The organism is Pseudomonas oryzihabitans, from assembly GCF_006384975.1.
Taxonomy (GTDB): Bacteria; Pseudomonadota; Gammaproteobacteria; order Pseudomonadales; family Pseudomonadaceae; genus Chryseomonas; species Chryseomonas psychrotolerans_B.
In genome coordinates this window covers 4,357,692-4,382,654 of sequence record NZ_CP021645.1, presented here as the reverse complement: position 1 = coordinate 4,382,654, position 24,963 = coordinate 4,357,692, and the positions used below count along the sequence as shown (strand labels likewise).

At 64.0% G+C, this 24,963-nt stretch carries 24 protein-coding genes; 16 read left to right on the top strand and 8 right to left on the bottom strand.

Features of this window, described 5'->3' with window-relative positions:
• Positions 1-187 precede the first annotated feature (187 nt).
• The 3 genes from CCZ28_RS19705 to rpmE all read right to left on the bottom strand — a co-directional run bounded on the left by CCZ28_RS19705 (position 188) and on the right by rpmE (position 2,611).
• A complete protein-coding gene (locus CCZ28_RS19705) occupies positions 188-1,456 on the bottom strand; it encodes a malic enzyme-like NAD(P)-binding protein (protein ID WP_140220500.1) in 1,269 nt (422 codons plus the stop codon).
• Between the two features lie 112 nt (positions 1,457-1,568).
• On the bottom strand, positions 1,569-2,396 hold the full coding sequence (locus CCZ28_RS19700; RefSeq protein WP_140220499.1) for a thermonuclease family protein: 828 nt from the start codon (positions 2,394-2,396) through the stop codon (positions 1,569-1,571).
• Positions 2,396-2,611 (bottom strand): 50S ribosomal protein L31, encoded by a 216-nt coding sequence (rpmE, locus tag CCZ28_RS19695; protein ID WP_140220498.1) that lies wholly within the window; start codon positions 2,609-2,611, stop codon positions 2,396-2,398. Before rpmE ends, CCZ28_RS19700 begins: the two co-directional genes overlap by 1 nt.
• A 157-nt stretch (positions 2,612-2,768) precedes the next feature.
• Here rpmE and CCZ28_RS19690 point away from each other — a divergent pair, with 157 nt between their 5' ends.
• The 6 genes from CCZ28_RS19690 (at position 2,769) to CCZ28_RS19665 (ending at position 10,155) form a co-directional block, all read left to right on the top strand.
• Positions 2,769-4,982: a primosomal protein N' gene (locus CCZ28_RS19690; protein ID WP_140220497.1), complete on the top strand. Its 2,214-nt coding sequence runs from the start codon at positions 2,769-2,771 to the stop codon at positions 4,980-4,982.
• A gap of 96 nt (positions 4,983-5,078) precedes the next feature.
• Positions 5,079-6,836, top strand: a complete 1,758-nt coding sequence (argS, locus tag CCZ28_RS19685; RefSeq protein WP_140220496.1) for an arginine--tRNA ligase — start codon at positions 5,079-5,081, stop codon at positions 6,834-6,836.
• Between the two features lie 18 nt (positions 6,837-6,854).
• Positions 6,855-7,598: an SPOR domain-containing protein gene (locus tag CCZ28_RS19680; protein ID WP_140220495.1), complete on the top strand. Its 744-nt coding sequence runs from the start codon at positions 6,855-6,857 to the stop codon at positions 7,596-7,598.
• Between the two features lie 101 nt (positions 7,599-7,699).
• A complete protein-coding gene (gene hslV, locus CCZ28_RS19675) occupies positions 7,700-8,233 on the top strand; it encodes an ATP-dependent protease subunit HslV (RefSeq protein ID WP_140220494.1) in 534 nt (177 codons plus the stop codon).
• A gap of 19 nt (positions 8,234-8,252) precedes the next feature.
• On the top strand, positions 8,253-9,602 hold the full coding sequence (gene hslU / locus CCZ28_RS19670; protein WP_140220493.1) for an ATP-dependent protease ATPase subunit HslU: 1,350 nt from the start codon (positions 8,253-8,255) through the stop codon (positions 9,600-9,602).
• A gap of 181 nt (positions 9,603-9,783) precedes the next feature.
• Entirely contained in the window at positions 9,784-10,155 is a 372-nt protein-coding gene (locus tag CCZ28_RS19665) for a gamma-butyrobetaine hydroxylase-like domain-containing protein (protein WP_140220492.1), read from the top strand.
• 9 nt (positions 10,156-10,164) lie between these two features.
• On the opposite strand, the gene CCZ28_RS19660 is transcribed toward CCZ28_RS19665, so the two are convergent.
• Positions 10,165-10,443, bottom strand: a complete 279-nt coding sequence (locus CCZ28_RS19660) for a polyhydroxyalkanoic acid system family protein (RefSeq protein ID WP_140220491.1) — start codon at positions 10,441-10,443, stop codon at positions 10,165-10,167.
• A gap of 150 nt (positions 10,444-10,593) precedes the next feature.
• Here CCZ28_RS19660 and ubiE point away from each other — a divergent pair, with 150 nt between their 5' ends.
• The 9 genes from ubiE (at position 10,594) to CCZ28_RS19615 (ending at position 16,750) form a co-directional block, all read left to right on the top strand.
• The gene (ubiE, locus tag CCZ28_RS19655; protein WP_058764943.1) at positions 10,594-11,364 is read left to right on the top strand and encodes a bifunctional demethylmenaquinone methyltransferase/2-methoxy-6-polyprenyl-1,4-benzoquinol methylase UbiE; all 771 of its coding nucleotides are present in this window, start codon (positions 10,594-10,596) and stop codon (positions 11,362-11,364) included.
• Positions 11,364-11,999, top strand: a complete 636-nt coding sequence (locus CCZ28_RS19650; protein ID WP_058764945.1) for a ubiquinone biosynthesis accessory factor UbiJ — start codon at positions 11,364-11,366, stop codon at positions 11,997-11,999. The genes ubiE and CCZ28_RS19650 overlap by 1 nt, the downstream gene beginning before the upstream one ends.
• Positions 11,996-13,594: a ubiquinone biosynthesis regulatory protein kinase UbiB gene (ubiB, locus tag CCZ28_RS19645; RefSeq protein ID WP_140220490.1), complete on the top strand. Its 1,599-nt coding sequence runs from the start codon at positions 11,996-11,998 to the stop codon at positions 13,592-13,594. The genes CCZ28_RS19650 and ubiB overlap by 4 nt, the downstream gene beginning before the upstream one ends.
• A 274-nt stretch (positions 13,595-13,868) precedes the next feature.
• On the top strand, positions 13,869-14,270 hold the full coding sequence (hisI, locus tag CCZ28_RS19640) for a phosphoribosyl-AMP cyclohydrolase (RefSeq protein ID WP_140220489.1): 402 nt from the start codon (positions 13,869-13,871) through the stop codon (positions 14,268-14,270).
• A complete protein-coding gene (locus CCZ28_RS19635) occupies positions 14,263-14,595 on the top strand; it encodes a phosphoribosyl-ATP diphosphatase (RefSeq protein ID WP_058764950.1) in 333 nt (110 codons plus the stop codon). The genes hisI and CCZ28_RS19635 overlap by 8 nt, the downstream gene beginning before the upstream one ends.
• Before the next feature lie 27 nt (positions 14,596-14,622).
• On the top strand, positions 14,623-14,883 hold the full coding sequence (locus tag CCZ28_RS19630; protein ID WP_140220488.1) for a twin-arginine translocase TatA/TatE family subunit: 261 nt from the start codon (positions 14,623-14,625) through the stop codon (positions 14,881-14,883).
• A gap of 9 nt (positions 14,884-14,892) precedes the next feature.
• Positions 14,893-15,249 (top strand): Sec-independent protein translocase protein TatB, encoded by a 357-nt coding sequence (gene tatB / locus CCZ28_RS19625; RefSeq protein ID WP_140220487.1) that lies wholly within the window; start codon positions 14,893-14,895, stop codon positions 15,247-15,249.
• On the top strand, positions 15,246-16,043 hold the full coding sequence (gene tatC, locus CCZ28_RS19620) for a twin-arginine translocase subunit TatC (protein ID WP_140220486.1): 798 nt from the start codon (positions 15,246-15,248) through the stop codon (positions 16,041-16,043). Before tatB ends, tatC begins: the two co-directional genes overlap by 4 nt.
• Positions 16,040-16,750 carry a 16S rRNA (uracil(1498)-N(3))-methyltransferase gene (locus CCZ28_RS19615; RefSeq protein WP_140220485.1) on the top strand — a complete coding sequence of 237 codons (711 nt, stop codon included), beginning with the start codon at positions 16,040-16,042 and terminating at the stop codon, positions 16,748-16,750. Before tatC ends, CCZ28_RS19615 begins: the two co-directional genes overlap by 4 nt.
• Before the next feature lie 58 nt (positions 16,751-16,808).
• Here the strand turns inward: CCZ28_RS19615 and CCZ28_RS19610 are convergent, their stop codons facing one another.
• Together CCZ28_RS19610 and lysA are read right to left on the bottom strand one after the other, a co-directional pair.
• Positions 16,809-18,176 (bottom strand): ISL3 family transposase, encoded by a 1,368-nt coding sequence (locus tag CCZ28_RS19610; protein ID WP_167509261.1) that lies wholly within the window; start codon positions 18,174-18,176, stop codon positions 16,809-16,811.
• 28 nt (positions 18,177-18,204) lie between these two features.
• Complete coding sequence (gene lysA / locus CCZ28_RS19605) at positions 18,205-19,455, bottom strand: diaminopimelate decarboxylase (protein ID WP_140220483.1); 1,251 nt, start codon at positions 19,453-19,455, stop codon at positions 18,205-18,207.
• Positions 19,456-19,524: 69 nt separating this feature from the next.
• Between lysA and CCZ28_RS19600 the strand changes: the two genes are divergently transcribed.
• A complete protein-coding gene (locus CCZ28_RS19600; RefSeq protein WP_140220482.1) occupies positions 19,525-20,433 on the top strand; it encodes a LysR family transcriptional regulator in 909 nt (302 codons plus the stop codon).
• A gap of 320 nt (positions 20,434-20,753) precedes the next feature.
• Here the strand turns inward: CCZ28_RS19600 and mdoH are convergent, their stop codons facing one another.
• Both mdoH and CCZ28_RS19590 read right to left on the bottom strand, forming a co-directional pair.
• Complete coding sequence (gene mdoH, locus CCZ28_RS19595; protein ID WP_140220481.1) at positions 20,754-23,351, bottom strand: glucans biosynthesis glucosyltransferase MdoH; 2,598 nt, start codon at positions 23,349-23,351, stop codon at positions 20,754-20,756.
• On the bottom strand, positions 23,344-24,909 hold the full coding sequence (locus tag CCZ28_RS19590; protein ID WP_140220480.1) for a glucan biosynthesis protein G: 1,566 nt from the start codon (positions 24,907-24,909) through the stop codon (positions 23,344-23,346). The genes mdoH and CCZ28_RS19590 overlap by 8 nt, the downstream gene beginning before the upstream one ends.
• Positions 24,910-24,963: the final 54 nt, after the last annotated feature.

Below are 24,963 nucleotides of genomic sequence, written 5' to 3'. Positions count from 1 at the left end.
ATAATCCGCTGCGCGTCGGCCAAACCGCGTTGAAAATGCCTTCGGAATGCTCATTTACTATCTGTAAACTCCGCTTCCTCAGGCATTTTCGCCTTGTTTGGCTCTAGCTCGCGATATTCTGGACAGCCTCTGAGATTCTCGGCCCAATAAAAACCCCGCCGCGGCGGGGTTTTTATTGGGTATCGCCTTACTTGGCGAAGACGTCGTCTACCGACTTCAGCGGGTAGTTCGCCGGATAGGGCAGCGTGGCCACGCCGGTTTCGATGGCGGCCTTGGCCACGGCATCGGACACCAGGGTGATCAGACGGGCATCCATCGGCTTGGGAATGATGTACTCGCGACCGAAGCTCAGGCTGTCGACCTTGTAGGCCTCGCAGACTTCCTTGGGTACTGGCAGCTTGGTCAGATCGCGCAGGGCCAGGGCGGCGGCGATTTTCATCTCTTCGTTGATGACCCGGGCGCGTACGTCCAGGGCACCACGGAAGATGAAAGGGAAGCCCAGGACGTTGTTGACCTGATTCGGATAGTCCGAACGACCGGTGGCCATGATCACGTCATCGCGGGTGGCGTGGGCCAGCTCGGGAGTGATTTCCGGATCCGGGTTGGAGCAGGCGAAGACGATGGGGTTGGCCGCCATGCGCTTGAGGCCTTCGGCCGACAGCAGGTTGGGGCCGGACAGACCGACGAAGACGTCGGCGCCGTCGAGGGCATCGTCCAGGGTGCGCTTTTCGGTCTCGGTGGCGAAGGTCGCCTTGTACTGGTTCAGGTCGTTGCGGCCGCTGTGGACCACACCCTGACGGTCGACCATGTAGATGTTCTCGACCTTGGCCCCCATGCTGACCAGCAGGCGCATGCAGGAGATGGCGGCAGCACCGGCACCCAGGCAGACGATCTTGGCCTCTTCCAGACGCTTACCGGCGATTTCCAGGGCATTGAGCATGCCGGCGGCGGTGACGATGGCGGTACCGTGCTGGTCATCGTGGAACACCGGGATGTCGCACTGCTCGATCAGGGCGCGCTCGATCTCGAAGCACTCGGGTGCCTTGATGTCTTCCAGGTTGATGCCGCCGAAGGTGATGGAGATACGCTTGACGGTATCGATGAAGGCCTGGGGGCTCTCGGCGTCCACCTCGATGTCGAAGACGTCCACACCCGCGAAGCGCTTGAACAGCACGCCCTTGCCTTCCATCACCGGCTTGGAGGCCAGCGGGCCGAGGTTGCCCAGGCCGAGGATGGCGGTGCCATCGGAAATCACGGCGACCAGGTTGCCCTTGCCGGTGTAGCGATAGGCCAACTCGGGATCGCGGCCGATCTCGCGGACCGGTTCGGCGACGCCGGGGCTGTAGGCCAGGGACAGGTCGCGGGCGGTCGCGGTGGGCTTGGTCAGCTCGACGCTGAGTTTGCCGGGGCGCGGCTGAGCGTGGTATTCGAGGGCGGCGGTTTTGAGATCAGACATTATTGGTATATCCGCGTGGTGTGGGTCTTGGGTCGGGCGAGAATACGCAAAGACTCAAGGTGCCACAAGCAATCGCCCACATGCCTGAAATCAATCGCAATACGACTTTCGGCTAAAACGATTCAACTCGCAAACCCAGCATGTGCGGGTCGCTCAGGGTCATCTGCCAGCGCGCCCGACCCGCCTCCTTGCCTCTGCTGCGATCGGAAATCCAGCCCCGCGCCTCGACGGTGCGGCCGATCCATTGCCGTAGCGGCACGCCCTCGAAGGCATCCGCGAAGCGCTCTGGCACCCTGACCACCAGATCGCCGTCGAGCTGCAGCCAGAGCCCACCCCGATTGCGCTCGACGTCTTGCAGACGGCCGTGCACCACGGCGAAACCACCCTCCACGATAGCGGTGGAAGCAATGGCCGGATCCTGCTTCCAGACACCCAGTCGCGCCTTGCGCGCCACGCCTTCCGCTACCGCCTGACAGGCGGCCAGCCGGGTGTTGGGCGCGATGGCGACGGCGTAGCCCAAACCCTCGGCGATCAGTTGTGCTTCGAGATTATGCCCCTGTCGGTCATAGACATGCGCCAGGGTGCGTCCGAAGCGGTCGGCGTCCTCAACGCCCGGCACCAGCCGCAGGCGGTCATCGCTGGCATCGACCAGCGCCTGCAGGCGTCGACGCGCAGCCTCGGCATAGGGCTGCGCCGTACCGCCGGACTTGCCCAGCTCGGGGGCATTGACCCCGATCAGGCGCACGGAGCGACCATCGACCAGGCGCAGGGTATCACCGTCCACCACCTGCCGGACCTCGACCTCCTGTCCGCCGGGCAGCAGGGGGCACTCCGCGGCCAGGGCCAAAGGTGCGGTTACCAGGGCCGAAACGAAAAAGGCGCCCCAGAGGGACGCCTTCTTCAGTGTCGAGCCATACTGAGATGGTCGACGGCAGCGCATTACTTGCTGCTGCCGAACACGCCGAAGCGCTGCTTGAAGCGGTCGATACGGCCGCCAGCGTCCAGGACCTTCTGCTTGCCGGTGTAGAACGGGTGGCATTCGGAGCAGACGTCCAGGTGAATGTTCTTGCTCAGGGTAGAGCGGGTCTTGATGACGTTGCCGCAGCTGCAGTTGGCTTCGATGGCATCGTACTGCGGATGGATATCAGCTTTCATGGAACTATCCTCGGGGTCTAGCTGTGCCGCCACCCGGCGCCATTGCCGGATACCGCACAGATTTGGGCTGCGAATCATACCAGAGCAGGTAGGACGTGCAAGCAACCCCCACACCGCCCGTCTGCTACCATCGGGCTTTAGCCCTGCGAGCCTTGCCGTGCCCCTGATCCTGCGCCTGGCGCTGCCTTCCCCGCTGCGTCGCCTGTTCGACTACCTGCCGCCCAAGGGTGCGGCCGAGGAGCAGTTGCGTCCGGGCGTGCGGCTGCGGGTACCCTTCGGCCGCCGCGAGGTGGTCGGGGTGCTGATCGAGGTCGCCCAGGAGACCGAGGTACCGCCGGACAAGCTGCGCAAGGCCCTGCAGCTGCTCGATGAGCGTCCGCCGCTGCCGAGCGCCCTGTTCGAACTCTGCCAGTGGTCCGCCCAGTACTATCAGCACAGCCTCGGTGACACCTTGAGCTGGGCACTTCCTGCCCTTTTGCGTCAGGGGGAACCGGCGGAGCGGCGTCTCCAGCGCTTCTGGATCGCCCAGCCCGATGCCCGTCCGGAAGACCCGCGCCTGGCCCGGGCACCGCGACAGCGCGAGGCGCTCAAGACCCTGCGCCAGCACCCCCATGGCGTGCTGCATGAATTGCTCGGCCAGCTCGGGCTGGTCAAGGATAGTCTCGACCTCCTACAGGCCAAGGGTCTGGTCAAGGTGGAGACCCGCTATCACCAGCCGACTCGCCATCAGGGCGCCTGGCTGGCCCAGGCCGAATTGCCGCTCAACAGCGAACAGCGCCTGGCCTACGAGGCGGTTCGCGCCGGCAGCGGCTTTCATTGCTATCTATTGGAGGGCGTGACGGGTAGCGGCAAGACCGAGGTCTATCTGCAATTGATCCGCGCCACCCTGGAGGCGGGCCGCCAGGCGCTGCTCTTGATCCCGGAGATCAACCTGGGGCCCCAGACCCTGGGCCGCTTCGAGCAGCGCTTCAACGCCCGCATCGCCCTGCTGCACTCGGCGCTGACCGATCGCGAGCGAATGGACATCTGGCTGGCCGCCCGCGATGGCGAACTGGACATAGTAGTGGGTACCCGCTCGGCGCTGTTCACCCCACTCAAGCACCCCGGCCTGCTCATCGTCGACGAAGAACACGACGCCTCCTATAAACAGCAGGAAGGCCTGAGGTATCACGCCCGCGATCTGGCGGTGGTCCGCGCCCGCTTCGAGAATCTGCCGGTGGTCCTGGGGTCGGCCACGCCCTCGCTGGAAAGCCTGCACAACGCCGACCAGGGGCGCTACGCCCATCTGCGCCTGTCGCTGCGTGCCGGCGGGGCCCAACCGCCGCGCTTCGAGCGACTGGACGTGCGCAGCCGTCCGCTGGACAGTGGCCTGTCGCAGCCGCTGCTGAAAGCCATAGGCGCGACCCTGGAGCGCGGCCAGCAGGTACTGGTCTTCCTCAATCGCCGCGGTTTCGCCCCTACCCTGCTCTGCCACGACTGTGGCTGGCTGGCCCAGTGTCCGCGCTGCGATGCGCGCATGACCTATCATCGCGGCTCCGGCGAATTGCGTTGCCATCATTGCGATCACCGCCAGGCACCGCCGCGGCATTGCCCGTCCTGCGGCAAGCTCGACCTGCGCCCGGTGGGGGCTGGCACCGAGCGCGCCGAGGAGCGCTTGCAACTGCTGTTTCCGGATATTCCGGTGCTGCGCATCGACCGCGACACCACGGCGCGCAAGGACGCCCTGGGCAAACTGCTGCGCACCATCCACAGCGGTGCGCCCTGCATCCTGGTCGGCACCCAGATGCTCGCCAAGGGGCATCACTTTCCGAAGGTGACCCTGGTGGCCGTGCTCGATGCCGATAGCGGCCTGTTCTCCGCCGACTTCCGCGCCAGCGAGCGCATGGCGCAGCAGATCGTCCAGGTGGCCGGCCGCGCGGGTCGTGCCGAGGAACCCGGCCAGGTGCTGATCCAGACCCACCTGGCCGATCATCCGCTGATGGTGCAACTGGCCGAGGAAGGCTATCCGGCCTTTGCCCGCCAGGCCCTGCAGGAGCGTCGCGCCGCCGGCCTGCCACCCTTCGCCTATTTGGCGCTGCTGCGCGCCGATGCGCATCGCCAGGATCAGGTGGAAAACTTCCTGGAAGCGGCCTACCACGTCGCCGAGGGACTGGCGGTGAATCTCGCCCTGCCCCAGGTGGAATTGCTCGGCCCGGTGCCGGCACCGATGGAGCGGCGCGCGGGGCGTCATAGAGCCCAGTTGCTGCTGCAAAGCAGTAGCCGCGCGCCCTTGCATCGACTGCTGGGGATCTGGGTGGTCCAGCTCGAAAGCCTGCCGGAAGCGCGCCAGGTGCGCTGGTCACTGGACGTCGATCCCATCGATCTGTTCTAGCGATTTCGGCTTACCATTGGCAAGGCCGGGCCAGCCACGGATAATGCCGGGTTTTCATCGCAGTGCGCGCTCGGCGCACGCCGAAGGCCAACGACCATGAAAGACAGCATCCGCCAGCTCATCCAGCACGCCCTCGACCGCCTGATCGCCGACGGCACCCTGCCGGCCGACGTCGCCCCGGCCATCCAGGTCGAGAACACCAAGGACAAGAGCCACGGCGACTTCGCCAGCAACGTCGCCCTGCTGCTGGCCAAGCCGGCCCGGGCCAAGCCGCGCGACCTGGCCGAGAAACTGCTGGCCGCCCTCCCCGCCGATCCGGCGGTGAGCAAGGTGGAGATCGCCGGCCCCGGCTTCCTCAATTTCTTCCAGAATCACGCGCAACTGGCCGCGCGGCTGGACGCAGCCTTTGCCGATCCGCACCTGGGCGTGCCCAAGCACGATCCGCGGCAGCGCGTGGTGGTGGACCTGTCCTCGCCGAATTTGGCCAAGGAGATGCACGTCGGCCACCTGAGATCCACCATCATCGGCGATGCCGTGGCACGGGTGCTGGAATTCCTCGGCGACGAGGTGATTCGCCAGAACCACGTCGGCGACTGGGGCACCCAGTTCGGCATGCTGCTGGCCTACATGGAAGAGCAGCCCCAGGCCGCCGAGGGCGAACTGGCTGACCTGGAGGTGTTCTATCGCGCCGCCAAGGGCCGCTTCGATGCCTCGCCGGAATTCGCCGCCCGCGCCCGCGAGCTGGTGGTGGCGCTGCAGGCCGGCGATGCTCACTGCCTGCGCCTGTGGGAGAGATTCAACGCCGTTTCCCTGTCCCACTGCCAGGAGGTCTACGACCGCCTCAACGTCAAGCTGACCCCGGCCGACGTCAAGGGCGAGAGCGCCTACAACGATGACCTGGCCCAGGTGGTGGCCGATCTGGACGCCGCCGGTCTGCTCACCGAGAGCGATGGCGCCCGCTGCGTCTTCCTCGATGAATTCAAGAACGCCGAGGGCAACCCCCTGCCGGTGATCGTGCAGAAGGCTGGTGGCGGCTATCTCTACTCCACCACCGACCTCGCCGCCATGCGCTATCGCAGCCGCCAGCTGCATGCCGACCGGGCGCTCTACTTCGTCGACCAGCGCCAGGCCCTGCACTTCCAGATGGCCTTCGAGGTGGCGCGCCGCGCCGGCTTCGTCGATCCGGCCATGGACCTGGAGCACATGGGCTTTGGCACCATGAACGGCGCCGACGGCCGCCCGTTCAAGACCCGTGACGGCGGCACCGTCAAGCTGGTCGACCTGCTCGACGAAGCTGAGGAGCGTGCCTACCAACTGGTCAAGGAGCGCAACGCCGGACGCGCCGAGCGCGGCGAGACACCCTTCAGCGAAGAGGAACTGCGCCACATCGGTCGCGTGGTGGGCATCGCCTCGGTCAAGTACGCCGACCTCTCCAAGCACCGTACCAGTGACTACAGCTTCAACTTCGAGCAGATGCTCAGCTTCGAGGGCAATACCGCGCCCTATCTGCTGTACGCCTACACCCGCGTCGCCAGCGTGCTGCGCAAGGCCGGGCAGAGCGAACCCGCCGGCAGCATCCGCCTGGATGCCCCCCAGGAGCAGGACCTCGGCGGGCGTCTAGCACAATTCGGCGAGATCCTCGCCAGCGTCGGCGACAAGGGCACCCCGCACCTGCTGTGCAGCTACCTCTACGACCTGGCCGGCCTGTTCTCCAGCTTCTACGAGAACTGCCCGATCCTGACCGCCGAGGATCAGGCGCTGCGCCAGAGCCGTCTGCGCCTGGCCGCCCTTACCGGACGCACCCTCAAGCAGGGCCTCGAGCTCCTCGGCCTGCACACCCTGGACCGCATGTAAGAGACGGATCACCGCCCGATGGCCAAGAAAGCCCCACCCAAGCGCGGCGCCAGTCGCAATACCTCGGCCCCCAAGAAGCAGCCGCTGCCCGGCTGGGTCTGGCTCGCGTCGGGCCTGGCCATCGGCGCCTTCGTGGTCTTCTTGATGAAGCTGGAACCGGGCAACAAGGCGGTGCAGCGCGCCAAGCCGGAAGAAGGTCGCCCCGCGGCCAGCGCGGGCAATGGCAAGACGCCGGCTGCCGCAGCCAAGACCGAAGGCACGCCGCCGACGCCGATTAAGCCCAAGTACGACTTCTACACCCTGCTGCCGGAATCCGAGGTGATAGTGCCGCCGGACGCCGTGCCGCGCGCGCCAGCCGCCAAGCCGACCACCCCGGCGAAACCCGATGCCGCGACGGCGACAGCCCAACCCGGACAGCCGGGCCAGTCCACCACCGCGACCCCGGCCACGCCGGGTACCGCCCCAGGCCAGACCGCGGCCACCCCAGCCAAGGAAGCGACCACCAAGGCCCAGCCGCCGGTGACCCTGTTCTTCCTGCAGGCTGGCTCCTTCCGTACCCAGGCCGATGCCGACCGGGTCCGCGCCCAGATCATCATGCTCGGCCAGGACGTGCGCGTGGAGTCGGGCAAGGTCAAGGACGACACCTGGTATCGGGTATTGGTCGGCCCCTACAGCGATCGCGACCAACTGACCCAGGCGCAGAAGCAACTCGCCGGCAGCGGCTTCAAGAATTTGTTGCTGCAACAGCGCCGCGGTCACTGATTCGGCGAATCACCCCCCGCGACGCTTGAAGGGCGTCGCGGCCATCCCCATATCTCCGCGTAACCGGGGCTGACGGCCCCAAGCAACGCGGAGAGATTCCCTTGACCACCATCGTTTCTGTACGCCGCAACGGCAAGGTCGTGATCGGCGGCGACGGCCAGGTTTCCCTGGGCAATACCGTCATGAAAGGCAACGCCAAGAAAGTCCGGCGGCTGTACCGGGGCGAGGTGCTGGCCGGTTTCGCCGGCGGTACCGCCGATGCCTTCACCCTCTTCGAGCGCTTCGAGGCGCAACTCGAGAAGCACCAGGGTCATCTGGTCCGCGCCGCCGTGGAGCTGGCCAAGGACTGGCGCACCGATCGTGCCCTGCGCCGCCTGGAAGCCATGCTGGCCGTGGCCAACAAGGACGCCTCCCTGATCATCACCGGCAACGGCGACGTGGTGGAGCCCGAAGAGGGCCTGATCGCCATGGGCTCCGGTGGCGCCTATGCCCAAGCCGCCGCCCGCGCCCTGCTCATGCACACCGAGCTGAGTGCCCGCGAGATCGCCGAGACCGCCCTGAACATCGCCGGTGACATCTGCGTGTTCACCAACCGCAACCTGACCATCGAGGAGCTGGACGCGCCCCAGGCGTGATCCGGTTTAGAGACCGACCATGTCCATGACCCCCCGCGAGATCGTCCACGAGCTCAATCGCCACATCATCGGCCAGGACGACGCCAAGCGCGCCGTGGCAATCGCCCTGCGCAACCGCTGGCGGCGCATGCAGCTGCCCGCCGAGCTGCGCCCCGAGGTGACGCCCAAGAACATCCTGATGATCGGCCCCACGGGCGTGGGCAAGACCGAGATCGCCCGACGCCTGGCCAAGCTGGCCAACGCGCCCTTCCTCAAGGTGGAAGCCACCAAGTTCACCGAGGTCGGCTATGTCGGCCGTGACGTCGAGTCCATCATCCGTGACCTCGCCGACGCGGCCGTGAAGATGCTGCGCGAGCAGGAAATGGTGCGCAATCGCCACCGTGCCGAAGACGCCGCCGAAGAGCGCATCCTCGATGCCCTGCTGCCCGCCGCCCGGCCCTCGGTGGGCTTCAGCAACGAGCCCCAGCCGGCCGCGACCGATAGCAATACCCGTCAGCTGTTCCGCAAGCGCCTGCGCGAAGGCCAGTTGGACGACAAGGACATCGAGATCGAGGTGGCCGATACCCCGGCCGGTGTCGAGATCATGACCCCGCCCGGCATGGAGGAGATGACCAGCCAGTTGCAGAGTCTCTTCGCCGGCATGAACAAGGGCAAGACCAAGCAGCGCAAGCTCAAGGTCAAGGAAGCCCTCAAGCTGGTCCGCGACGAAGAAGCCGCGCGCCTGGTCAACGAGGAAGAACTCAAGGGCCGGGCCCTGGAGGCTGTCGAGCAGCACGGCATCGTCTTCATCGACGAGATCGACAAGGTGGCCAAGCGTGGCAACACCAGTGGTGCCGACGTCTCCCGCGAAGGCGTGCAGCGCGACCTGCTGCCGCTGATCGAAGGCTGCACCGTCAACACCAAGCTGGGCATGGTCAAGACCGACCACATCCTGTTCATTGCCTCGGGCGCCTTCCACCTGTCCAAGCCCAGCGATCTGGTGCCGGAACTGCAGGGCCGCCTGCCGATCCGCGTCGAACTCAAGGCGCTGACCCCGCACGACTTCGAGCGCATCCTCACCGAGCCCCATGCCTCCCTCACCGAGCAGTATCGCGAATTGCTCAAGACCGAAGGGCTGCACGTGGACTTCGCCGCCGACGGCATCACCCGCATCGCCGAGATCGCCTGGCAGGTCAACGAGAAGACCGAGAACATCGGTGCCCGGCGCCTGCACACCCTGCTGGAGCGCCTGCTGGAAGAGGTGTCCTTCAGCGCCGCGGATCTGGCCGGTCAGCAGAATGGCGAGCCCATCGTCATCGATGCGGCCTATGTGAACGGCCATCTCGGCGAACTGGCCCAGGACGAAGACCTGTCGCGCTATATACTGTGACGGTAGGCCTGGTTGATCGCGGCCATGGCGGTCCGCCGATGCGGCCGCTCCTAAGGGCCCCGATACTTACCTGATCGCGGCCATGGGCCGCTCCTACGGGGAATGACGCTGCTGTAGGAGCGGCCCATGGCCGCGATGGCTCTGCCCGGGCAGGGCCAAAACGCCGCCAAGAGAACCCAATATGCGCACCCCCACCGCCATCCAGCTCCACAAGGCCTCGAAGACCCTTAGCGTCAGCTATGGCGCGGAAGCCTTCGACCTGCCCGCCGAATTCCTGCGGGTGCATTCGCCTTCAGCCGAGGTCCAGGGGCACGGCAATCCAGTGCTGCAATTCGGCAAACAAAACGTCGGTATCACCGCCGTGGAACCGGCCGGACGCTACGCCATCAAGCTGACCTTCGACGATGGCCACGACAGCGGTCTGTTCAGTTGGGACTATCTCTACGAACTCGGCAGCCGCCGCGACCAGCTCTGGGCCGACTACCTGGAAAAACTAGCCCGCGCCGGCAAGACGCGGGATCCGCATGTCAGCGCGGTCAAGCTGATGCTCTGAGCCCCCGGATCAGCTCGCCAGCGCCTTGTCCAGCTTGCGCTCGATCTCTTTCTCGATCTGGCCGCTGAGCATCGAGAACATCATCCCCAGGGTGGCCGCGACCCGCACGCGGTCTTCCGCCACCTCGATCCGGCCATCCACGCCACTGCGGGCGAACTTCAGGGTATCGCCTTCCCAGGTACAGGCAACGCCATAGTCACTCGTGAGTTTCTCGGCCAGTTGGTTGGCCTTTTGCCGCACGCTTTCCAGGCCGAGCGAATGACTGCGTTCGATGGTGATCTGGGACATCGGGGAACTCCGGATAAAGGGCCATGACTATAGCGAGGGCCCGCCACGTCGCCAATCGCGAGAACCGAGCGGTCAGCCAGGTTTTAGCCAGGCAAGCCGGGCGATCCCCCTGCTAGAATGCCCTCTTGTCCCTGTCCCAGGTGTAGCCCCATGAGCGATCCGCGCAAAGGCCCCGAGGCCGAATCCCAGACCCACTTCGGCTACCAGAGCGTTCCGGAAAGCCAGAAGGCTTACAAGGTCGCGGAAGTCTTCCATTCGGTGGCCGCCAAGTACGATGTGATGAACGACCTGATGTCGGCGGGCATCCACCGGCTGTGGAAGAGATTCACCATCGAACTCTCCGGCGTGCGCCGGGGCAATCGGGTGCTGGACATCGCTGGCGGTACCGGCGACCTGACCAAGCAGTTCGCCCGCCTGGTCGGCCCCACCGGCGAGGTGGTCCTGGCCGACATCAATGACTCCATGCTCAAGGTCGGCCGCGATCGCCTGCTCGACGAAGGCGTGGCCAGCAACGTGCGCTTCGTCCAGGCGGACGCCGAGAAGCTGCCCTTCCCCGACAACCACTTCGACTGCATCACCATCGCCTTCGGCCTGCGCAACGTCACCCACAAGGACCAGGCCCTGGCTTCCATGCTGCGCGTGCTCAAGCCCGGTGGCCGGCTGCTGGTGCTGGAGTTCTCCAAGCCGACCAATCCGCTGGTCTCCAAGGCCTATGACGCCTACTCCTTCGGCTTCCTGCCGCTGATGGGCAAGCTGGTGGCCGGTGACGCCGACAGCTATCGCTACCTGGCGGAATCCATCCGCATGCACCCCGACCAGCAGACCCTCAAGGCCATGATGGAAGAGACCGGCTTCGCCCGTGTCTCCTACCACAACATGACCGGTGGCGTGGTCGCCCTGCATCGCGGTATCAAACCCTGATGGCGCTCGTCACCCAGGCGTTGCTCGCCGCGCTCGAGCGTGGCCTGAATCCCTTGCTGGCACTCGATCCGGTGGCCCTGCCGCGCCTGGCAGGCCTGACGGGGCGCGTCATAGCCGTGCAGGCCCGGCAGCCCAGCCTGCGCCTCTATGTCCTGCCAGCGGGTGACGGCCTGCACTTTGCCGCCCATCACGAGGGTGACATCGACTGCACCCTGAGCGCCCCGGCGACGCGCCTGGCCGAACTGGCTCTCGCCCGGGACAAGCAGCGCGTATTGCACCAGCCGGACGTACGCCTGGAAGGCGACAGCACCCTGTTGATCGAGCTGGCCGACATCCTGCAAAACCTGGAGTTGGATTGGCAGCACGAGGTCAGCCGTTGGCTGGGTCCGCTACCGGCAGCGCTGCTGGGTGATCTGGCACGCCGCGGTCAGGCACTCGGCCAGCAGGGTCGTGACAGTCTGCAACTGACGCTGTCCAACTGGCTGAACGAGGAAAGCCGCCATCTCGTCGGTCGTCTCGAAGGCGAAGCGCGCTTCGCCGAGATCGACGCCCTGCGCCTGGACGTGGACCGCCTCGAAGCCCGTCTCGACCGCCTGGGCGCCGCCCGCAACGCCAGGGATAACCCCGACGAATGAAGCTGTTCGCTGCTCTCAGCCGCCTGCTGCGGATCCTCTTCGTGGTCATCCGCTATCGGCTCGACGATATCGTCTTCGCCCTGCCGCTGCCCTGGTACCTGCGCGCCACCCGCTACTTCATGCCCTGGCGCTGGCTGCCGCGCCCGAGCAAGACCCTGCCGCGCGGCGCCCGGCTGCGTCTGGCCCTGGAAGGCCTGGGGCCGGTGTTCATCAAGTTCGGCCAAATCCTCTCCACCCGGCGCGACCTGATGCCCGAGGATATCGCCGACGAGCTGATGTTCCTGCAGGACAAGGTTCCACCCTTTCCTCCGGAAAAAGCCGTGGCACTCATCGAGTCCCAGCTCGGGGTGCCATTGCAACAGGCCTTCGCCCGCTTCGACCATCAGCCGCTGGCCTCGGCCTCGGTGGCCCAGGTGCATGCCGCCCAGCTGCGTACCGGCGAGGAAGTGGTGGTCAAGGTGGTACGCCCCGGTCTGAAAGGCATCATCAGCCAGGACATCGCCTGGCTGTTCCTGCTGGCCCGCACCGCTGAAAAGCTCTCCGCGGAAGCGCGCCGGCTGCATCCGATGGACGTGGTCAGTGACTACGAGAAAACCATCTACGACGAACTCGACCTGCTGCGCGAAGCCGCCAACTCCAGCCAGCTGCGGCGCAACTTCGAGGGCTCCGAGCGCCTCTATGTGCCGCAGATCTACTGGGACTGGTGCCGCGAGCGGGTGCTGGTCATGGAGCGCATCTACGGCATTCCGGTGACCGATCTGGCCGCGCTGCGCGACCAGGGGACCGACTTCAAGCTGCTGGCCGAGCGTGGGGTGGAAATCTTCTTCACCCAGGTATTCCGCGACAGCTTCTTCCATGCCGACATGCACCCCGGCAACATCTTCGTCAGCACCGCCAAGCCCTGGGACCCGCTCTATATCGCGGTGGACTGCGGCATCATCGGCAGCCTGACCCCCGAGGATCAGGACTACCTGGCGCGTAACCTCTGGGCCTTCTTCCAGCGCGACTACCGCAAGGTCGCCCAGCTGCACATCGACTCCGGCTGGGTGCCGGCCAATACCCAGGTCAACGAGCTCGAGGCGGCCATCCGTACCGTCTGCGAGCCCATCTTCGAGAAGCCGCTGAAGGACATCTCCTTCGGCCAGCTGCTGCTGCGGCTGTTCCAGGTGGCCCGCCGCTTCAACATGGAGATCCAGCCCCAGCTGGTGCTCCTGCAGAAGACCCTGCTCAACATCGAAGGCCTGGGTCGCCAGCTCTATCCGGACCTGGACCTCTGGTCCACCGCCAAGCCCTATCTGGAAAAGTGGATGCGCAAGCGGCTCAGCCCGCCGCAGATCGCCCGCAATATCCAGCAGCAACTGGAGCAGATCCCGCACCTGGCGCAGATGGCTCGCGATACCCTGGAACGGATCACCCAACCGCACCGCAAGGACCCGCCCAATCCTTGGGGCAGCCGCAACGACGACTGGATCGTCCGGGTGATAGGTGCCGTATTGCTGGTCGGCGCCACCCAGCTGGGCCTGGAACCCCACGCTCAGGCCTGGCCCGCCTGGGCCATGCTGGTCGGCGGCCTGGTTCTGGTGATCAGGCGCTGAACTCCTTTAAGCTGTCACCCGCCCTGTTCATCGGGCGACATACAACCCCTTAGCCACTGGTGCCTTGCCGCTGTATTCGGACCGCGTCTTGTGCGAGGCTAGGGCCTGTCTGAAAAGTCGCCGAGCGAAGGTCAGGCAAGGCAAAAATCCGTGAGGAAGCGGAGTTTACGAGTGGTAAATGAGCATTCCGAACGGATTTTTAACGCCGCATGACCGAGCGCAGGCATTTTTCAGACAGAGCCCAGTACCCTAATTCGTAGTATCGAACAGACACATGAGCAACTGGTTAGACGAGATCCACTGGAACAGCGATGGCCTGGTACCGGCCATTGCCCAGGACCCCGCCACGGGGCGTATCCTGATGATGGCCTGGATGAACCGGGAATCCCTGGCCCTGACCGCCGCCGAAGGCCGTGCCGTCTACTGGTCGCGTTCGCGCAACCGACTGTGGCGCAAGGGCGAGGAATCCGGGCATATCCAGCGCGTCCTCGAGCTGCGCCTGGATTGTGATGCCGATGTGGTGGTGCTGCAGGTCGAACAGCTCGGTGGCATCGCCTGCCACACGGGCCGGGAAAGCTGCTTCTATCGTGTACTGCGCGACGGCCAGTGGGAAATCGTCGATCCCGTGCGCAAGGACCCCAGCGCCATCTATGCCGGAGGTCACGGCCATGACTGACACCCTCGCGCGCCTGGCGCAGGTGCTGGAAGAACGCAAGCAGGCCGCTCCGGACTCCTCCTACGTGGCCAGCCTCTATCACAAGGGTCTGAACAAGATCCTGGAAAAGGTCGGCGAGGAAAGCGTCGAGACCATTCTTGCCGCCAAGGACGCTGCCGTCAGTGGTCAGTGCGACGATCTCATCTACGAGACCGCCGACCTCTGGTTCCACAGCCTGATCATGCTCTCGGCGCTTGGCCAGCACCCGCAGGCCGTGCTGGACGAGCTGGACCGCCGCTTCGGCCTCTCCGGGCACGCCGAGAAGGCGGCCCGCACTCAATCCTGACCACAAGCTTCGCAACGAGGAAAAACCATGGGTATCTTCGACTGGAAACACTGGCTCGTCATCTTGCTCGTCGTCGTGGTCGTCTTCGGCACCAAGCGCTTGAAGCACCTCGGCTCCGACGTCGGCGAAGCCATCAAGGGCTTCCGCAAGGCCATGCATAGCGATGAAGACGAGAAGCCCGAGCAGCCGTCCACCACCACGGCCAACCCCAATGCGCCCCTGAGCCGCCCCCAGACCTTCGACGCCGAGCACCGCAAGGTCGAAGAGCCGGTGGTACGCAAGGACTAAGGCCCCCACATGTTCGGAATCAGCTTTCCCGAGATGATGCTGGTGGGGTTCGTCGCCCTGCTGGTGCTGGGTCCAGAGCGCCTGCCTGGTGCGGCGCGCACCGCGGGCCTGTGGATCGGTCGCTTGCGGCGGAGCTTCAACAACATCCGCCAGGAGGTCGAGCGGGAGATAGGGGCTGACGAAATTCGCCAGCAACTGCGCAACGAGCATATCCTGTCCATGGAACAGCGCGATAACCGGCCCAAGCCCGCTGCCGCCACCCCGGAAGCCCCGACGCCGCCCGCCGCCGCTGCTCCGCCCATGCCCCAGGACGTGGTTGCCGAACGCCCGCAGGATCCGCCCCAGACGCCGCCAAGAGCACCATGAGCGACAAGCCTTCCGAACACGACGACCAGGAAATGCCCCTGGTCTCGCACCTGACCGAATTGCGTACGCGCATCCTGCGCTGCGTACTGGCAACCTTTCTGATCTTTCTTGGGCTGTTCTACTTCGCCCAGAAGATTTACGCCTTCGCCTCCGAGCCGATCCGTCGCGTGTTGCCCGAAGGCGCGACCATGATCTCCACGGACGTCACCTCGCCGTTCCTGGCACCCTTCAAGCTGACCCTGGTGGTGTCCCTGTTCATCGCCATGCCGGTGATCCTGCACCAGGTCTGGGGCTTCGTGGCGCCCGGTCTCTACCGCCACGAGAAGAAGATCGCCATCCCGCTGCTGATCTCCAGCATCATCCTGTTCTATGCCGGCATGGCCTTCGCCTACTTCCTGGTGTTCCCGCTCATCTTCCACTTCTTCAGCAGCATCACGCCGGAAGGCGCCATGATGATGCCGGATCTGAACGCCTACCTGGATTTCATCCTGACGCTGTTCTTCGCCTTCGGCGTCGCCTTCGAGATCCCCGTGGCTACGGTACTGCTGATCTGGATCGGCGTGGTGGATGTCGCCTATCTGAAGAAGATTCGACCCTACGTCATCATCGGCTGCTTCGTGGTCGGCATGCTGCTGACGCCTCCCGATGTCTTCTCCCAGACCATGCTGGCCGTGCCCATGTGGATGCTGTTCGAGATCGGCCTGTTGTTCGGCCGCTTCGTACAGAAGCGCGAACGCCCTCTGGACGATGAAGACGCCACCCCCGAGCCGCAACCGCCCGCCGAACGCCCGTGAATCTAATTCTGCTCGACGCGGCCGATTTCACGGCCGCTGGCGAGGTCGTGTTGCGCGATCAGCGCCGCCTCGCCCATCTTCGTGAAGTCCACCAGGCCGAGGCCGGAGATCAGCTGCGGGTGGGCCTGCTGGATGGGCTGATGGGTACCGGTCAGCTCGAGGCCCTGGATGCCACCCAGGCCCGCCTGCAGGTGACCCTCGATCAGCCGCCACCGGCCAAGCTGCCGCTTACCCTGCTGCTCGCCCTGCCCCGGCCCAAGATGCTGCGCCGCGTGCTGCAGACCGTTGCCGCCATGGGTGTTGAGCGTCTGGTGCTGCTCAACAGCTACCGGGTGGAAAAGAGTTTCTGGCAGACGCCCTTTCTCGAGCCCGCTGCTATCGAGGAGCAGTTGCGCCTGGGGTTGGAACAGGCACGAGATACGGTGCTGCCGGAGGTGCTGATCGAAAAACGCTTCAAGCCCTTCGTCGAGGATCGGTTACCGGCTCTGGCAGCCCATACGCGCGGCCTGGTCGGCCATCCAGGCGACTATCCGGCCTGCCCCCGCGCCCTGAACGAGCCCGTGACCCTGGCGATAGGTCCGGAAGGCGGCTGGATTCCCTATGAGGTCACCAAGCTCCAGGAAGCCGGCCTGCAGCCGGTCCAGCTGGGTGAGCGTATCCTGCGCGTGGAGAACGCCGTACCCGCCCTACTCGCCCGCCTCTTCTGAATCCGGTAGCGCTAATGAGGGTATCCGGATTTTCCGGTGGACGGACGGGGGTAACGGCCTAAAACAGCCCTGAGTCGAAAAGAGCCTCCAAGGTGGTCAGGTCAGTTCCGAGGTTGCCCTGCCGGATCTGTATCCGTAGCTCGTATTCCGCTCTTTCTTCACAGACCATGCGCGTCATGAGGTACATGCGAGCCATGCCGACTTCCTCGAACTTCGGCTTTTTCCTGACCTTGACCTTCTCCTGGATGTGCACCCGCTTTTGCAGCTTGTCGGTGAACAGCACCTTGGCCCGCAGCCGCTCGAAGGTGTAGCCCCGCCCATCCCGATATACCCGCCTGATCTTGGCGTTGAACGACTCGGTAAAGGCGTTCGTGACGCGCTCATCGTCGAAGTAGTTCAGGATGTAGGTCTTCCAGTTCCGGAAAGCCGTCTTCACGGGCCGGAAGGGTTGGGCAAGCTCATCCGGGATGCTGGCTTCCCAAGCCAGATACTCGCCCCATGCCTCTTCCTTCGTTTCTACCTCATAGACCTTGTAGAGCCGTTCCTTCAAGTCATAAGCAGCGGCCAGCAGCGGGAAGCTGTTGAGCCATCCGGAAACAGTCAGGTGCTGTTCATCATCCAGATCGGCTTGGCGCTTGGCAAAGAGCTTGTGGGCGCGTTTCAGTCCGAGGGCGTGGCGTTTCTTGTCCTGGTTGCCGATGCTGCGCCTGACCGCATCAAACGAGGCATTGGCCTTGCTGACGACGTGGAACTTGTCCACCACGAGCTTGGCATCCGGCAAGGCTTGCTGGACGGCGATCCGGTATGGACGCCACATATCCGTGGCAACGTGCGTGATCCGTTCCTTGTTCGGCAGGGAGTGCAGGAAAGCAACAATGGACGTGCCGTAGCGGTCGGGTAGCATGTCGATCAGTGCCCGGCCCTGGATGTTGGTGAAGACTGCCCGGAAGCGGCCCAGCTTGATTTCGTCGATGCCCAGCCAGACCGGCGTTTCTCGCTTGAACTCTTTCTCCAGTTCCGCCACATACTCATCGAAGACATTGCGGACGGTCTTTTCGTCGATCCCTACTTGCTTGGCAATCTCGGCGTAGGTGTATTCCAGCCCCTGACGCCCAACCCACTTGGCCAGGCGCTCTGTCATCTGGCGGGCGGTATCGACTTCGGGCACCGCTGCCGTGAAGGTTTTGCCACAGGGCTTGCAGCGCAGACGCGGCACATCGAGGTGAACCGCTACGCTCTTGCCGTGGGACGGAAGGTCGCGGATGAACAACGTTTTCTGAGCGTGGGTAACGGTTTCGTTGGAGCGCCCGCAGTGTGGGCAGAGCTTGGAAACGATGGTCGGCGCTGCCTTCACATGGTAGTCGGTATCGGTTTCCTTGAAGTCGAGCACCTGCAGGCCAGGGAGATTGAGGACATTGACGGGCATTTGCGTTGCCAAGGCCATTGTGTGCGCCTTACACCGCCTCCAGCGCGAGCAACTCAGCCACAGTCTGCCTTCGTCGAATAAGCCGGGGCTCACCATTTTCCATCAGCACTTCGGCAATCAGCGGGCGCGCGTTGTAGTTCGATGACATGGAGGCGCCATACGCGCCGGTGTCGTGCAACACCAGCAGATCTCCCACCTGCGCCTGCGGCAAGGACCGGTGCAACACCACGCCACCTTCTCCCTGCGTAAACACATCTCCCGACTCGCACAGAGGTCCGGCAACCACCGTGTCAAACTGCAGGCCATTAACCGCTGTGCCATCAGAGCGGATCAACTCCATGCCGTGGTACGCGCCGTATAGGGCCGGGCGAGCCAGATCACTGAAGCCGGCGTCCACCATCACAAAATGGTTGGCGCCCTGTTGCTTCGTGGCGCGTACCTCAGTGACCAGCACGCCGGACTCGGCCATTAAATAGCGGCCCGGTTCTATTTCCAGTTTCACTGGGTGCTCCAGCAGTTGTTCCGCGGCATGGCGCGCTGCATCCCATAATGCAAAGTAGTGCGCCGTATCAATCGTGGGTTCACCGGCCTGGTAGGGAACGGACAGACCGCCGCCTGCGGAGATGGCGTGCAGGTCCAAACCCTGCGTATTCACTACCTCTACCAGCTTCAGCATGGCACCGCACACTTCCTGCAGGTGCGCGTAGTCCACGCCTGAGCCGATATGCATGTGCAGGCCCTGCAAGGCCAGGCCGTTGGACTTTATCTTTTCGCAGGCGCGTACTAGGTCGCCATGCCAGATGCCATGCTTGCTATGCTCGCCACCAGTATTTGTTTTCTTGGAATGGCCATGCCCGAAACCTGGGTTGATGCGTAGCCACACCGGGTGCCCCGCGGTGACCGCACCCAATTGGTCCAGCATGTCCATGGAGCCGCAGTTCACGGGAATATTGAGTTCCACCACGCGCGCAAGCGTAGCGCGGTCCAGCAGATCGGCCGTGAACACGATGTCTGCGTGCCCGTTGTGCAAGCCCGGCGTAAAACCACTAGCCAACGCGCGTTCGATTTCACCCAAAGACACCGAGTCCACCATTGCGCCCTGTCGCTTCATGAGGCGAAGGATGTGTGTATTGGAGTTGGCTTTCTGAGCGAAACGCACGACGTCAAACAACCGCAGAGCGGCAATCTGGCGCGTAATGGTGTCGGCATCATAGATCCACAGCGGGGTACCGAACTGCTGGGCCAAAGGAGCGATGGTAGCGGGAGTAAAAGGGTTCATGGGTGGATGATCTCCTTCATGGTCTATTCAATCAATGCCATTCTTGTTGTGTAGCTATACAATATTGATATGAATTTAACTCATCGCCAGCTGACAATGTTTCGCGCCATCATGCTCCACGGCAACCTGGGGCGTGCAGCTGACGCGTGCGCGTCAAGCCAGCCCACTTTGAGTCGCGAGCTGGCTCGTCTGGAGCAGTTACTGGGGTTTAACCTTTTTGATCGGGTGCGGGGCCGATTACGACCTACCGTGCGGGCACTTGCGCTGATGAAGGAAGTAGAACGCTCGTTTATCGGCTTGGAACAGATCGCAGCGCGCGCTAGCGAATTGCGCACGCAAACGACAGGTCGCCTGCGCATTGCGTGTTTGCCGGCATTGGCCCATGCCTTGGTACCCCGCGCACTGGTAGATCTCTCACATGCACACCCTGAACAAGGCGTCAGCGTGCATCCCTTGGAGTCGCCCTGGCTGGAGCAAGCCATGAGTGAACAGCGTTTTGACCTGGGACTGAGTGAAACCCAAGAGGCACCTGCTGGCGTTGCCTTGCAGCCCTTACTGAAAGTCAATGAAGTGGCTGTTTTGCCACGTGATCACAGCCTGTGCCGCAAGGCGCGACTGCAACCACGCGACTTTACAGGCGAGCGCTTCATCAGTCTCGCGGTTGGCGACCCGTATCGAACCGCTATTGATGCGATATTCGAGGAGGCTAAAGTACATCGCGCAACCCTGCTTGAAACCACGAGCGCAGTGGCTGTCTGCGCCATGGTGCGTCAGGGCCTGGGCGTTGCCATCGTAAACCCTTTCACCGCACTGGAACTCAGCGGACCGGACCTGGTAGTGCGGCCGCTGACCGTTGCCATCGATTATCAGGTGAATATGCTTCTTCCGGAAATCGCAGCGCCGCACCCCCTGCAGGGCGTTCTCGCAGACACCGTCCGCAAAGCCTGTGCCGCCTTGAACCCCCATTACTCGCTATGAGTTCCATAGCAGGCGGCCATCCCGGCCATACCCCAAGTCTTGTCGCCTCGCAGGATGCTAGCGGAAGCGCAAACGCTAAAGCGTTTGCTAGGGGGAATAGAGCCATCCCGCTGGCAGCATAGAAACTGTTCTTGTTGCTCACGAATCAGCATCCAACACTTCAGCTGAAAAACAGTGCGTCCACCGGAAAATCCGGAGAGTGAAATTACAGGGGCGCTATTTCAGCGGCTCCTGTCCACCGGAAAATCCGGATGCCCGCTAATGAAAAAGCCCCGGCGTCTTTCGACACCGGGGCTTTTTCATGCTGCGACGCTAGCTCGTCAGGAGGCAGGCCGCGGGTTTAGTTTGGCCGGGTTGGATACCGCATCCGCCGCCGAGTCGCTGTGCGAGCGCGGCCTGAGCGTGGCATAGGCCTCGCGCCAATTGCGGTGCTCTTCAGCCTTCCAGACCTGCAGGTGCAATTGCGCCATGCCGTCCGGATCGCTGAGCAGACGCCACTGGTCGTCGCCCTTGGTCTTGTCCGGACCCGCTGCCAGCACCCGCGCCACCCGCTCTTCGCGCAGGCGTCGCGCCGGCTCCACCACCTTGCCATGGCGTGCACGGGCCATGCCGATGGCCAGGGCGTTGAGCACCGGATCGACAGCGGCGCGCAGGAAGCCTTTGGTCAGGGCATTGCGGTTGTTCAGGTGCAGGTACTCGTCGGTCGCCACCAGCTCTCGCGGCGGGGCGTACTCTTCCGGAATCAGGAACAAATGATGCCGGCGGCTGCCCAGACCGAGGTTGGTCCGGCTGGAAATCACCGAGACCGGCGCCGAGAGGATCAGCGACACCACGATGGGCGACAGCCACCAGAGGAATCGCGGATCCAGCCAGGCCACGCCTGCGGTCCAGATCAAGCCGAGCAGCATCTGCGAGCCGTGGCGACGGAAGGCTTCGCTCCAGGGCGTGTCATCGTCGTCACGCTGGGGCGAATTCCACTGTACCGACCAGCCGAGGAAGGCAGCGGTGACGAACACCGTGTGGAACAGCATCCGCACCGGTGCCAGGAGCACCGAGAAGAGCATTTCCAGCAGCATGGAGATGAACAGGCGCAGGCCGCCACCGAATTCCTTGGCGCCCTTGGCGACGATCAGCACCACGCTGAGCAGCTTGGGCAGGAACAGCAGTACCAGGGTGGTGGAGAACAGGGCGATGGCCTGTTCCGGATGCCACTGCGGCCATACCGGGAACAGTTGCCGCGGCTGGAAGAAGTACTGGGGTTCCAGCAGCTTGTGGATCGCCAGCAGCGCCGTGGACAGCACCAGGAAGAGGAACCACAGCGGCGCCGAAAGGTAGGACATCACCCCGGTGAGGAACACCGCGCGGTGCACCGGGTGCATGCCCTTGACCAGGAACAGCCGGAAGTTCATCAGGTTGCCATGGCACCAACGGCGGTCGCGCTTGAGCTCGTCCAGCAGGTTGGGCGGCAGTTCTTCGTAGCTGCCCGGCAGGTCGTAGGCGATCCACACGCCCCAACCGGAGCGCCGCATCAGCGCCGCTTCGACGAAGTCGTGAGAAAGAATGGCACCGGCGAACGAGCCCTTGCCTGGTAGCGGTGCCAGGGCGCAGTGATCGATGAACGGCTTGACCCGGATGATGGCGTTGTGGCCCCAGTAGTGGGATTCGCCCAGCTGCCAGAAATGCAGGCCCGCAGTGAACAACGGCCCGTACACCCGGGTAGCGAATTGCTGCAGGCGGGCATAGAGGGTGTCCATGCCGGATGCCTTGGGCGCGGTCTGGATGATGCCGGCACGCGGGTTGGCCTCCATCAACCGGACCAGGCTGGCCAGGCATTCGCCGCTCATCACGCTATCGGCGTCGAGCACCACCATGTACTTGTACTGGCTGCCCCAGCGCCGGCAGAAGTCGTCGATGTTGCCGCTCTTGCGCTTCACCCGACGGCGGCGACGACGATAGAAGATGTGCCCGAAGCCACCGACCTCGCGGCACAGCTCCAGCCAGGCCTTTTCCTCGGCCACGCATTTGTCCGGATCGTTACTGTCGCTGAGGATGAAGAAGTCGAAGTGTTCCAGCTCGCCGCTGGCCCTGACCGATTCATAGGTGGCACGCAGACCGGCGAACACCCGCGGCACGTCTTCGTTGGCGATGGGCATCACCAGGGCGGTACGGGACTGGGGATCGATCGGCTCGGTGCCAGTGGAGCTGGCCGAGATGCTGTACTTGTCGCGCCCGCTCAGCAGTTGCCAGAAGCCCATGAGGGCGGTCCAGAAACCGGCGGAGACCCAGCAAAACAGCAGGGCGAAGAGCAGCAGGATGCTGGTCTGCACCACATAAGGCAGTACCTGGCGGATGGACTCGCCCCAGCCCTGGCGATAGACCTCGCTCAGATCAACCAGCGCCCAGCCCTGGTAGGGCAAGACGGCCTTCATGTACCAGGTCGCGATGCCGGTTTGCACCAGCATCAGGATGAGCAGGATGAAACGCCGGAAGGAGCCTACCTTGCGCCAATTGGCATGGGCATCGGCGTCGGGATCGGGTTGCCAGCGGCTGTGATCCTTGCGGCCGAGCAGCCGCTTCCAGCCCCGCGCCACGGGATTGGTGCGCCAGGGATCGGGCACCATCATGGAGCGGGTCATGGGCGGCGTGGCCTTGATGAAGACACGCCCCTGGGCATCGCTGCCCAGGAGTTCACCGTCTTCCAGGGTGTCGCCCCAGCCAGCGGCGAGGCGGGCTTCGGTGGAAGCGATCACCGCTTCGGCACCCTGGGCACTCTCTCCCCGGGCGCCGGCCAGTTGCCGGTGCAACGTCTCGATGTCGGTCGTGGTGTCCAGCACCTGCCGCTGCCCAGCGGGCAGCGGCAGGTGCTCGAGGTAGTCGCCGGTCGCGGCGACCGAAGTATCGCGGGTACTGTTATTCATTGGCAGGTAGCTGGTAGGTCCAGGTTTCGCTGAGCGGCTTGTCGCCCTGGGCGAGGTTGGCGCGCATTTCCACCGGCTTGGTCGCATCCTTGACCTTGAGTTTCAAGGTCAGGCGATAGCCCTTGGTAACCGGGTTGTAGCGCACCGAGTGATCGACCAGTTCACCGTTGGCGTCCAGGCTGACCTGGGAGCCGACTTGGGAATCGTCCGGCAGGTCTTCGAGATTCGGACCGGCGAAGTCGATGATGTAAGCCAGACTGCCATCGGCCTGGCGAACCAGGTTGGGCTGACGCACATCGCCAGTGGACATCCGGGTCTGGGTGACCCAGGCCAGATCCTTGGTGTGGAACTTTGGCTCGTCGACGGTGAAGTTGATGCGATAGCTCATATCGATCGACTGGCCCTTCTCCGGCAGCTTTTCCGGCGTCCAGAAGGCCACGATGTTGTCGTTGGTCTCATCCGGTGTCGGGATCTCCACCAGCTCGATACGGCCCTTGCCCCAGTCGCCCTTGGGCTCCACCCAGCCACTGGGACGCTTGTCGTAGCGCTCATCCAGGTCTTCGTACTGGTAGAAGTGATGACCCCGCTGCAACAGGCCGAAGCCACGGGGATTCTCGATGGTATAGGTGCTGACCGACAGACGGCGTGGGTTGTTCAACGGGCGCCACAGCCATTCGCCATTGCCCGCCGCGATGGCCAGGCCGTCGGAGTCGTGCAGGGCCGGACGGTAATTGACCTGGTGACTCGGCTGGGTCGGGCTGAACAGGTACATGCTGGTCAGCGGAGCGATGCCGAGCTTGTTGACGTTGTCACGCAGGAACACCTTGGACTCGACGTCCACGGTGCTGTCCGAACCGGGGGTCAGCACCAGGCGGTAGGCGCCGGTGGCCCGTGGCGAATCCAGCAGGGCATAGATCACCAGGTTACGACGGTCCGGCTGGGGCTGTTCGATCCAGAATTCGGTGAAGCGCGGGAATTCTTCGCCGGACGGCAGCGCGGTGTCGATCGCCAGGCCACGTGCGGACAGGCCGTAGACCTGGTTCTTGCCGATGACGCGGAAGTAGCTCGCGCCCAGCATGGTCATGACTTCGTCTTGTTTACCCGCCTTGTTCAGCGGATAGAGCACCTTGAAGCCGGCGAAGCCGAGGTCCTTGAGCTGCGACTGGTCGATCTGCAGCTTGCCGAAATTGAACATCGACGGATCGTATTTGATCTCCTCGACACCGGTGGCGGTGACCTCATTGATCTTCACGGGCACGCTGTATTGCATGCCCTCGTGATAGAAATTCAGGCGGAAGGGGGTCTTGGCATCCTTCCAGTAGGCCTTGTCCTGATTGAAGGTGATCTGCTGATAGTCGGCATACTTCATGCCGCTGAAGGATGCGGGCAGGTTGCTCTTGGGCGCGACGAATTTCTGGTCGGAGAGTTCTTTGGCCTTGGCGGCCACATCGTCCAGACTGAAGGCCAGGGCTTGAGCGCTGAACAGGCCAAGTGCGACGGATAGCCCGACGAGGGCGAAGCCCTGCTGGCCCAGCTTAACTTTGGAATTGGATAACACGCAGCCTCCTAAATCAGCGTACGAATACGTTCGGCGACTCGCGGTCGCGAAACG

Excerpts from the sequence above, each read along its gene's own strand:
- CCZ28_RS19705 (WP_140220500.1), bottom strand. The coding sequence starts at position 1,456 with ATGTCTGATCTCAAAACCGCCGCCCTCGAATACCACGCTCAGCCGCGC.
- CCZ28_RS19700 (WP_140220499.1), bottom strand. The coding sequence starts at position 2,396 with ATGCGCTGCCGTCGACCATCTCAGTATGGCTCGACACTGAAGAAGGCG.
- rpmE (WP_140220498.1), bottom strand. The coding sequence starts at position 2,611 with ATGAAAGCTGATATCCATCCGCAGTACGATGCCATCGAAGCCAACTGC.
- argS (WP_140220496.1), top strand. The coding sequence starts at position 5,079 with ATGAAAGACAGCATCCGCCAGCTCATCCAGCACGCCCTCGACCGCCTG.
- CCZ28_RS19680 (WP_140220495.1), top strand. The coding sequence starts at position 6,855 with ATGGCCAAGAAAGCCCCACCCAAGCGCGGCGCCAGTCGCAATACCTCG.
- hslU (WP_140220493.1), top strand. The coding sequence starts at position 8,253 with ATGTCCATGACCCCCCGCGAGATCGTCCACGAGCTCAATCGCCACATC.
- CCZ28_RS19665 (WP_140220492.1), top strand. The coding sequence starts at position 9,784 with ATGCGCACCCCCACCGCCATCCAGCTCCACAAGGCCTCGAAGACCCTT.
- CCZ28_RS19660 (WP_140220491.1), bottom strand. The coding sequence starts at position 10,443 with ATGTCCCAGATCACCATCGAACGCAGTCATTCGCTCGGCCTGGAAAGC.
- ubiE (WP_058764943.1), top strand. The coding sequence starts at position 10,594 with ATGAGCGATCCGCGCAAAGGCCCCGAGGCCGAATCCCAGACCCACTTC.
- CCZ28_RS19650 (WP_058764945.1), top strand. The coding sequence starts at position 11,364 with ATGGCGCTCGTCACCCAGGCGTTGCTCGCCGCGCTCGAGCGTGGCCTG.
- ubiB (WP_140220490.1), top strand. The coding sequence starts at position 11,996 with ATGAAGCTGTTCGCTGCTCTCAGCCGCCTGCTGCGGATCCTCTTCGTG.
- hisI (WP_140220489.1), top strand. The coding sequence starts at position 13,869 with ATGAGCAACTGGTTAGACGAGATCCACTGGAACAGCGATGGCCTGGTA.
- CCZ28_RS19635 (WP_058764950.1), top strand. The coding sequence starts at position 14,263 with ATGACTGACACCCTCGCGCGCCTGGCGCAGGTGCTGGAAGAACGCAAG.
- CCZ28_RS19630 (WP_140220488.1), top strand. The coding sequence starts at position 14,623 with ATGGGTATCTTCGACTGGAAACACTGGCTCGTCATCTTGCTCGTCGTC.
- tatB (WP_140220487.1), top strand. The coding sequence starts at position 14,893 with ATGTTCGGAATCAGCTTTCCCGAGATGATGCTGGTGGGGTTCGTCGCC.
- tatC (WP_140220486.1), top strand. The coding sequence starts at position 15,246 with ATGAGCGACAAGCCTTCCGAACACGACGACCAGGAAATGCCCCTGGTC.
- CCZ28_RS19610 (WP_167509261.1), bottom strand. The coding sequence starts at position 18,176 with ATGCCCGTCAATGTCCTCAATCTCCCTGGCCTGCAGGTGCTCGACTTC.
- lysA (WP_140220483.1), bottom strand. The coding sequence starts at position 19,455 with ATGAACCCTTTTACTCCCGCTACCATCGCTCCTTTGGCCCAGCAGTTC.
- CCZ28_RS19600 (WP_140220482.1), top strand. The coding sequence starts at position 19,525 with ATGAATTTAACTCATCGCCAGCTGACAATGTTTCGCGCCATCATGCTC.
- mdoH (WP_140220481.1), bottom strand. The coding sequence starts at position 23,351 with ATGAATAACAGTACCCGCGATACTTCGGTCGCCGCGACCGGCGACTAC.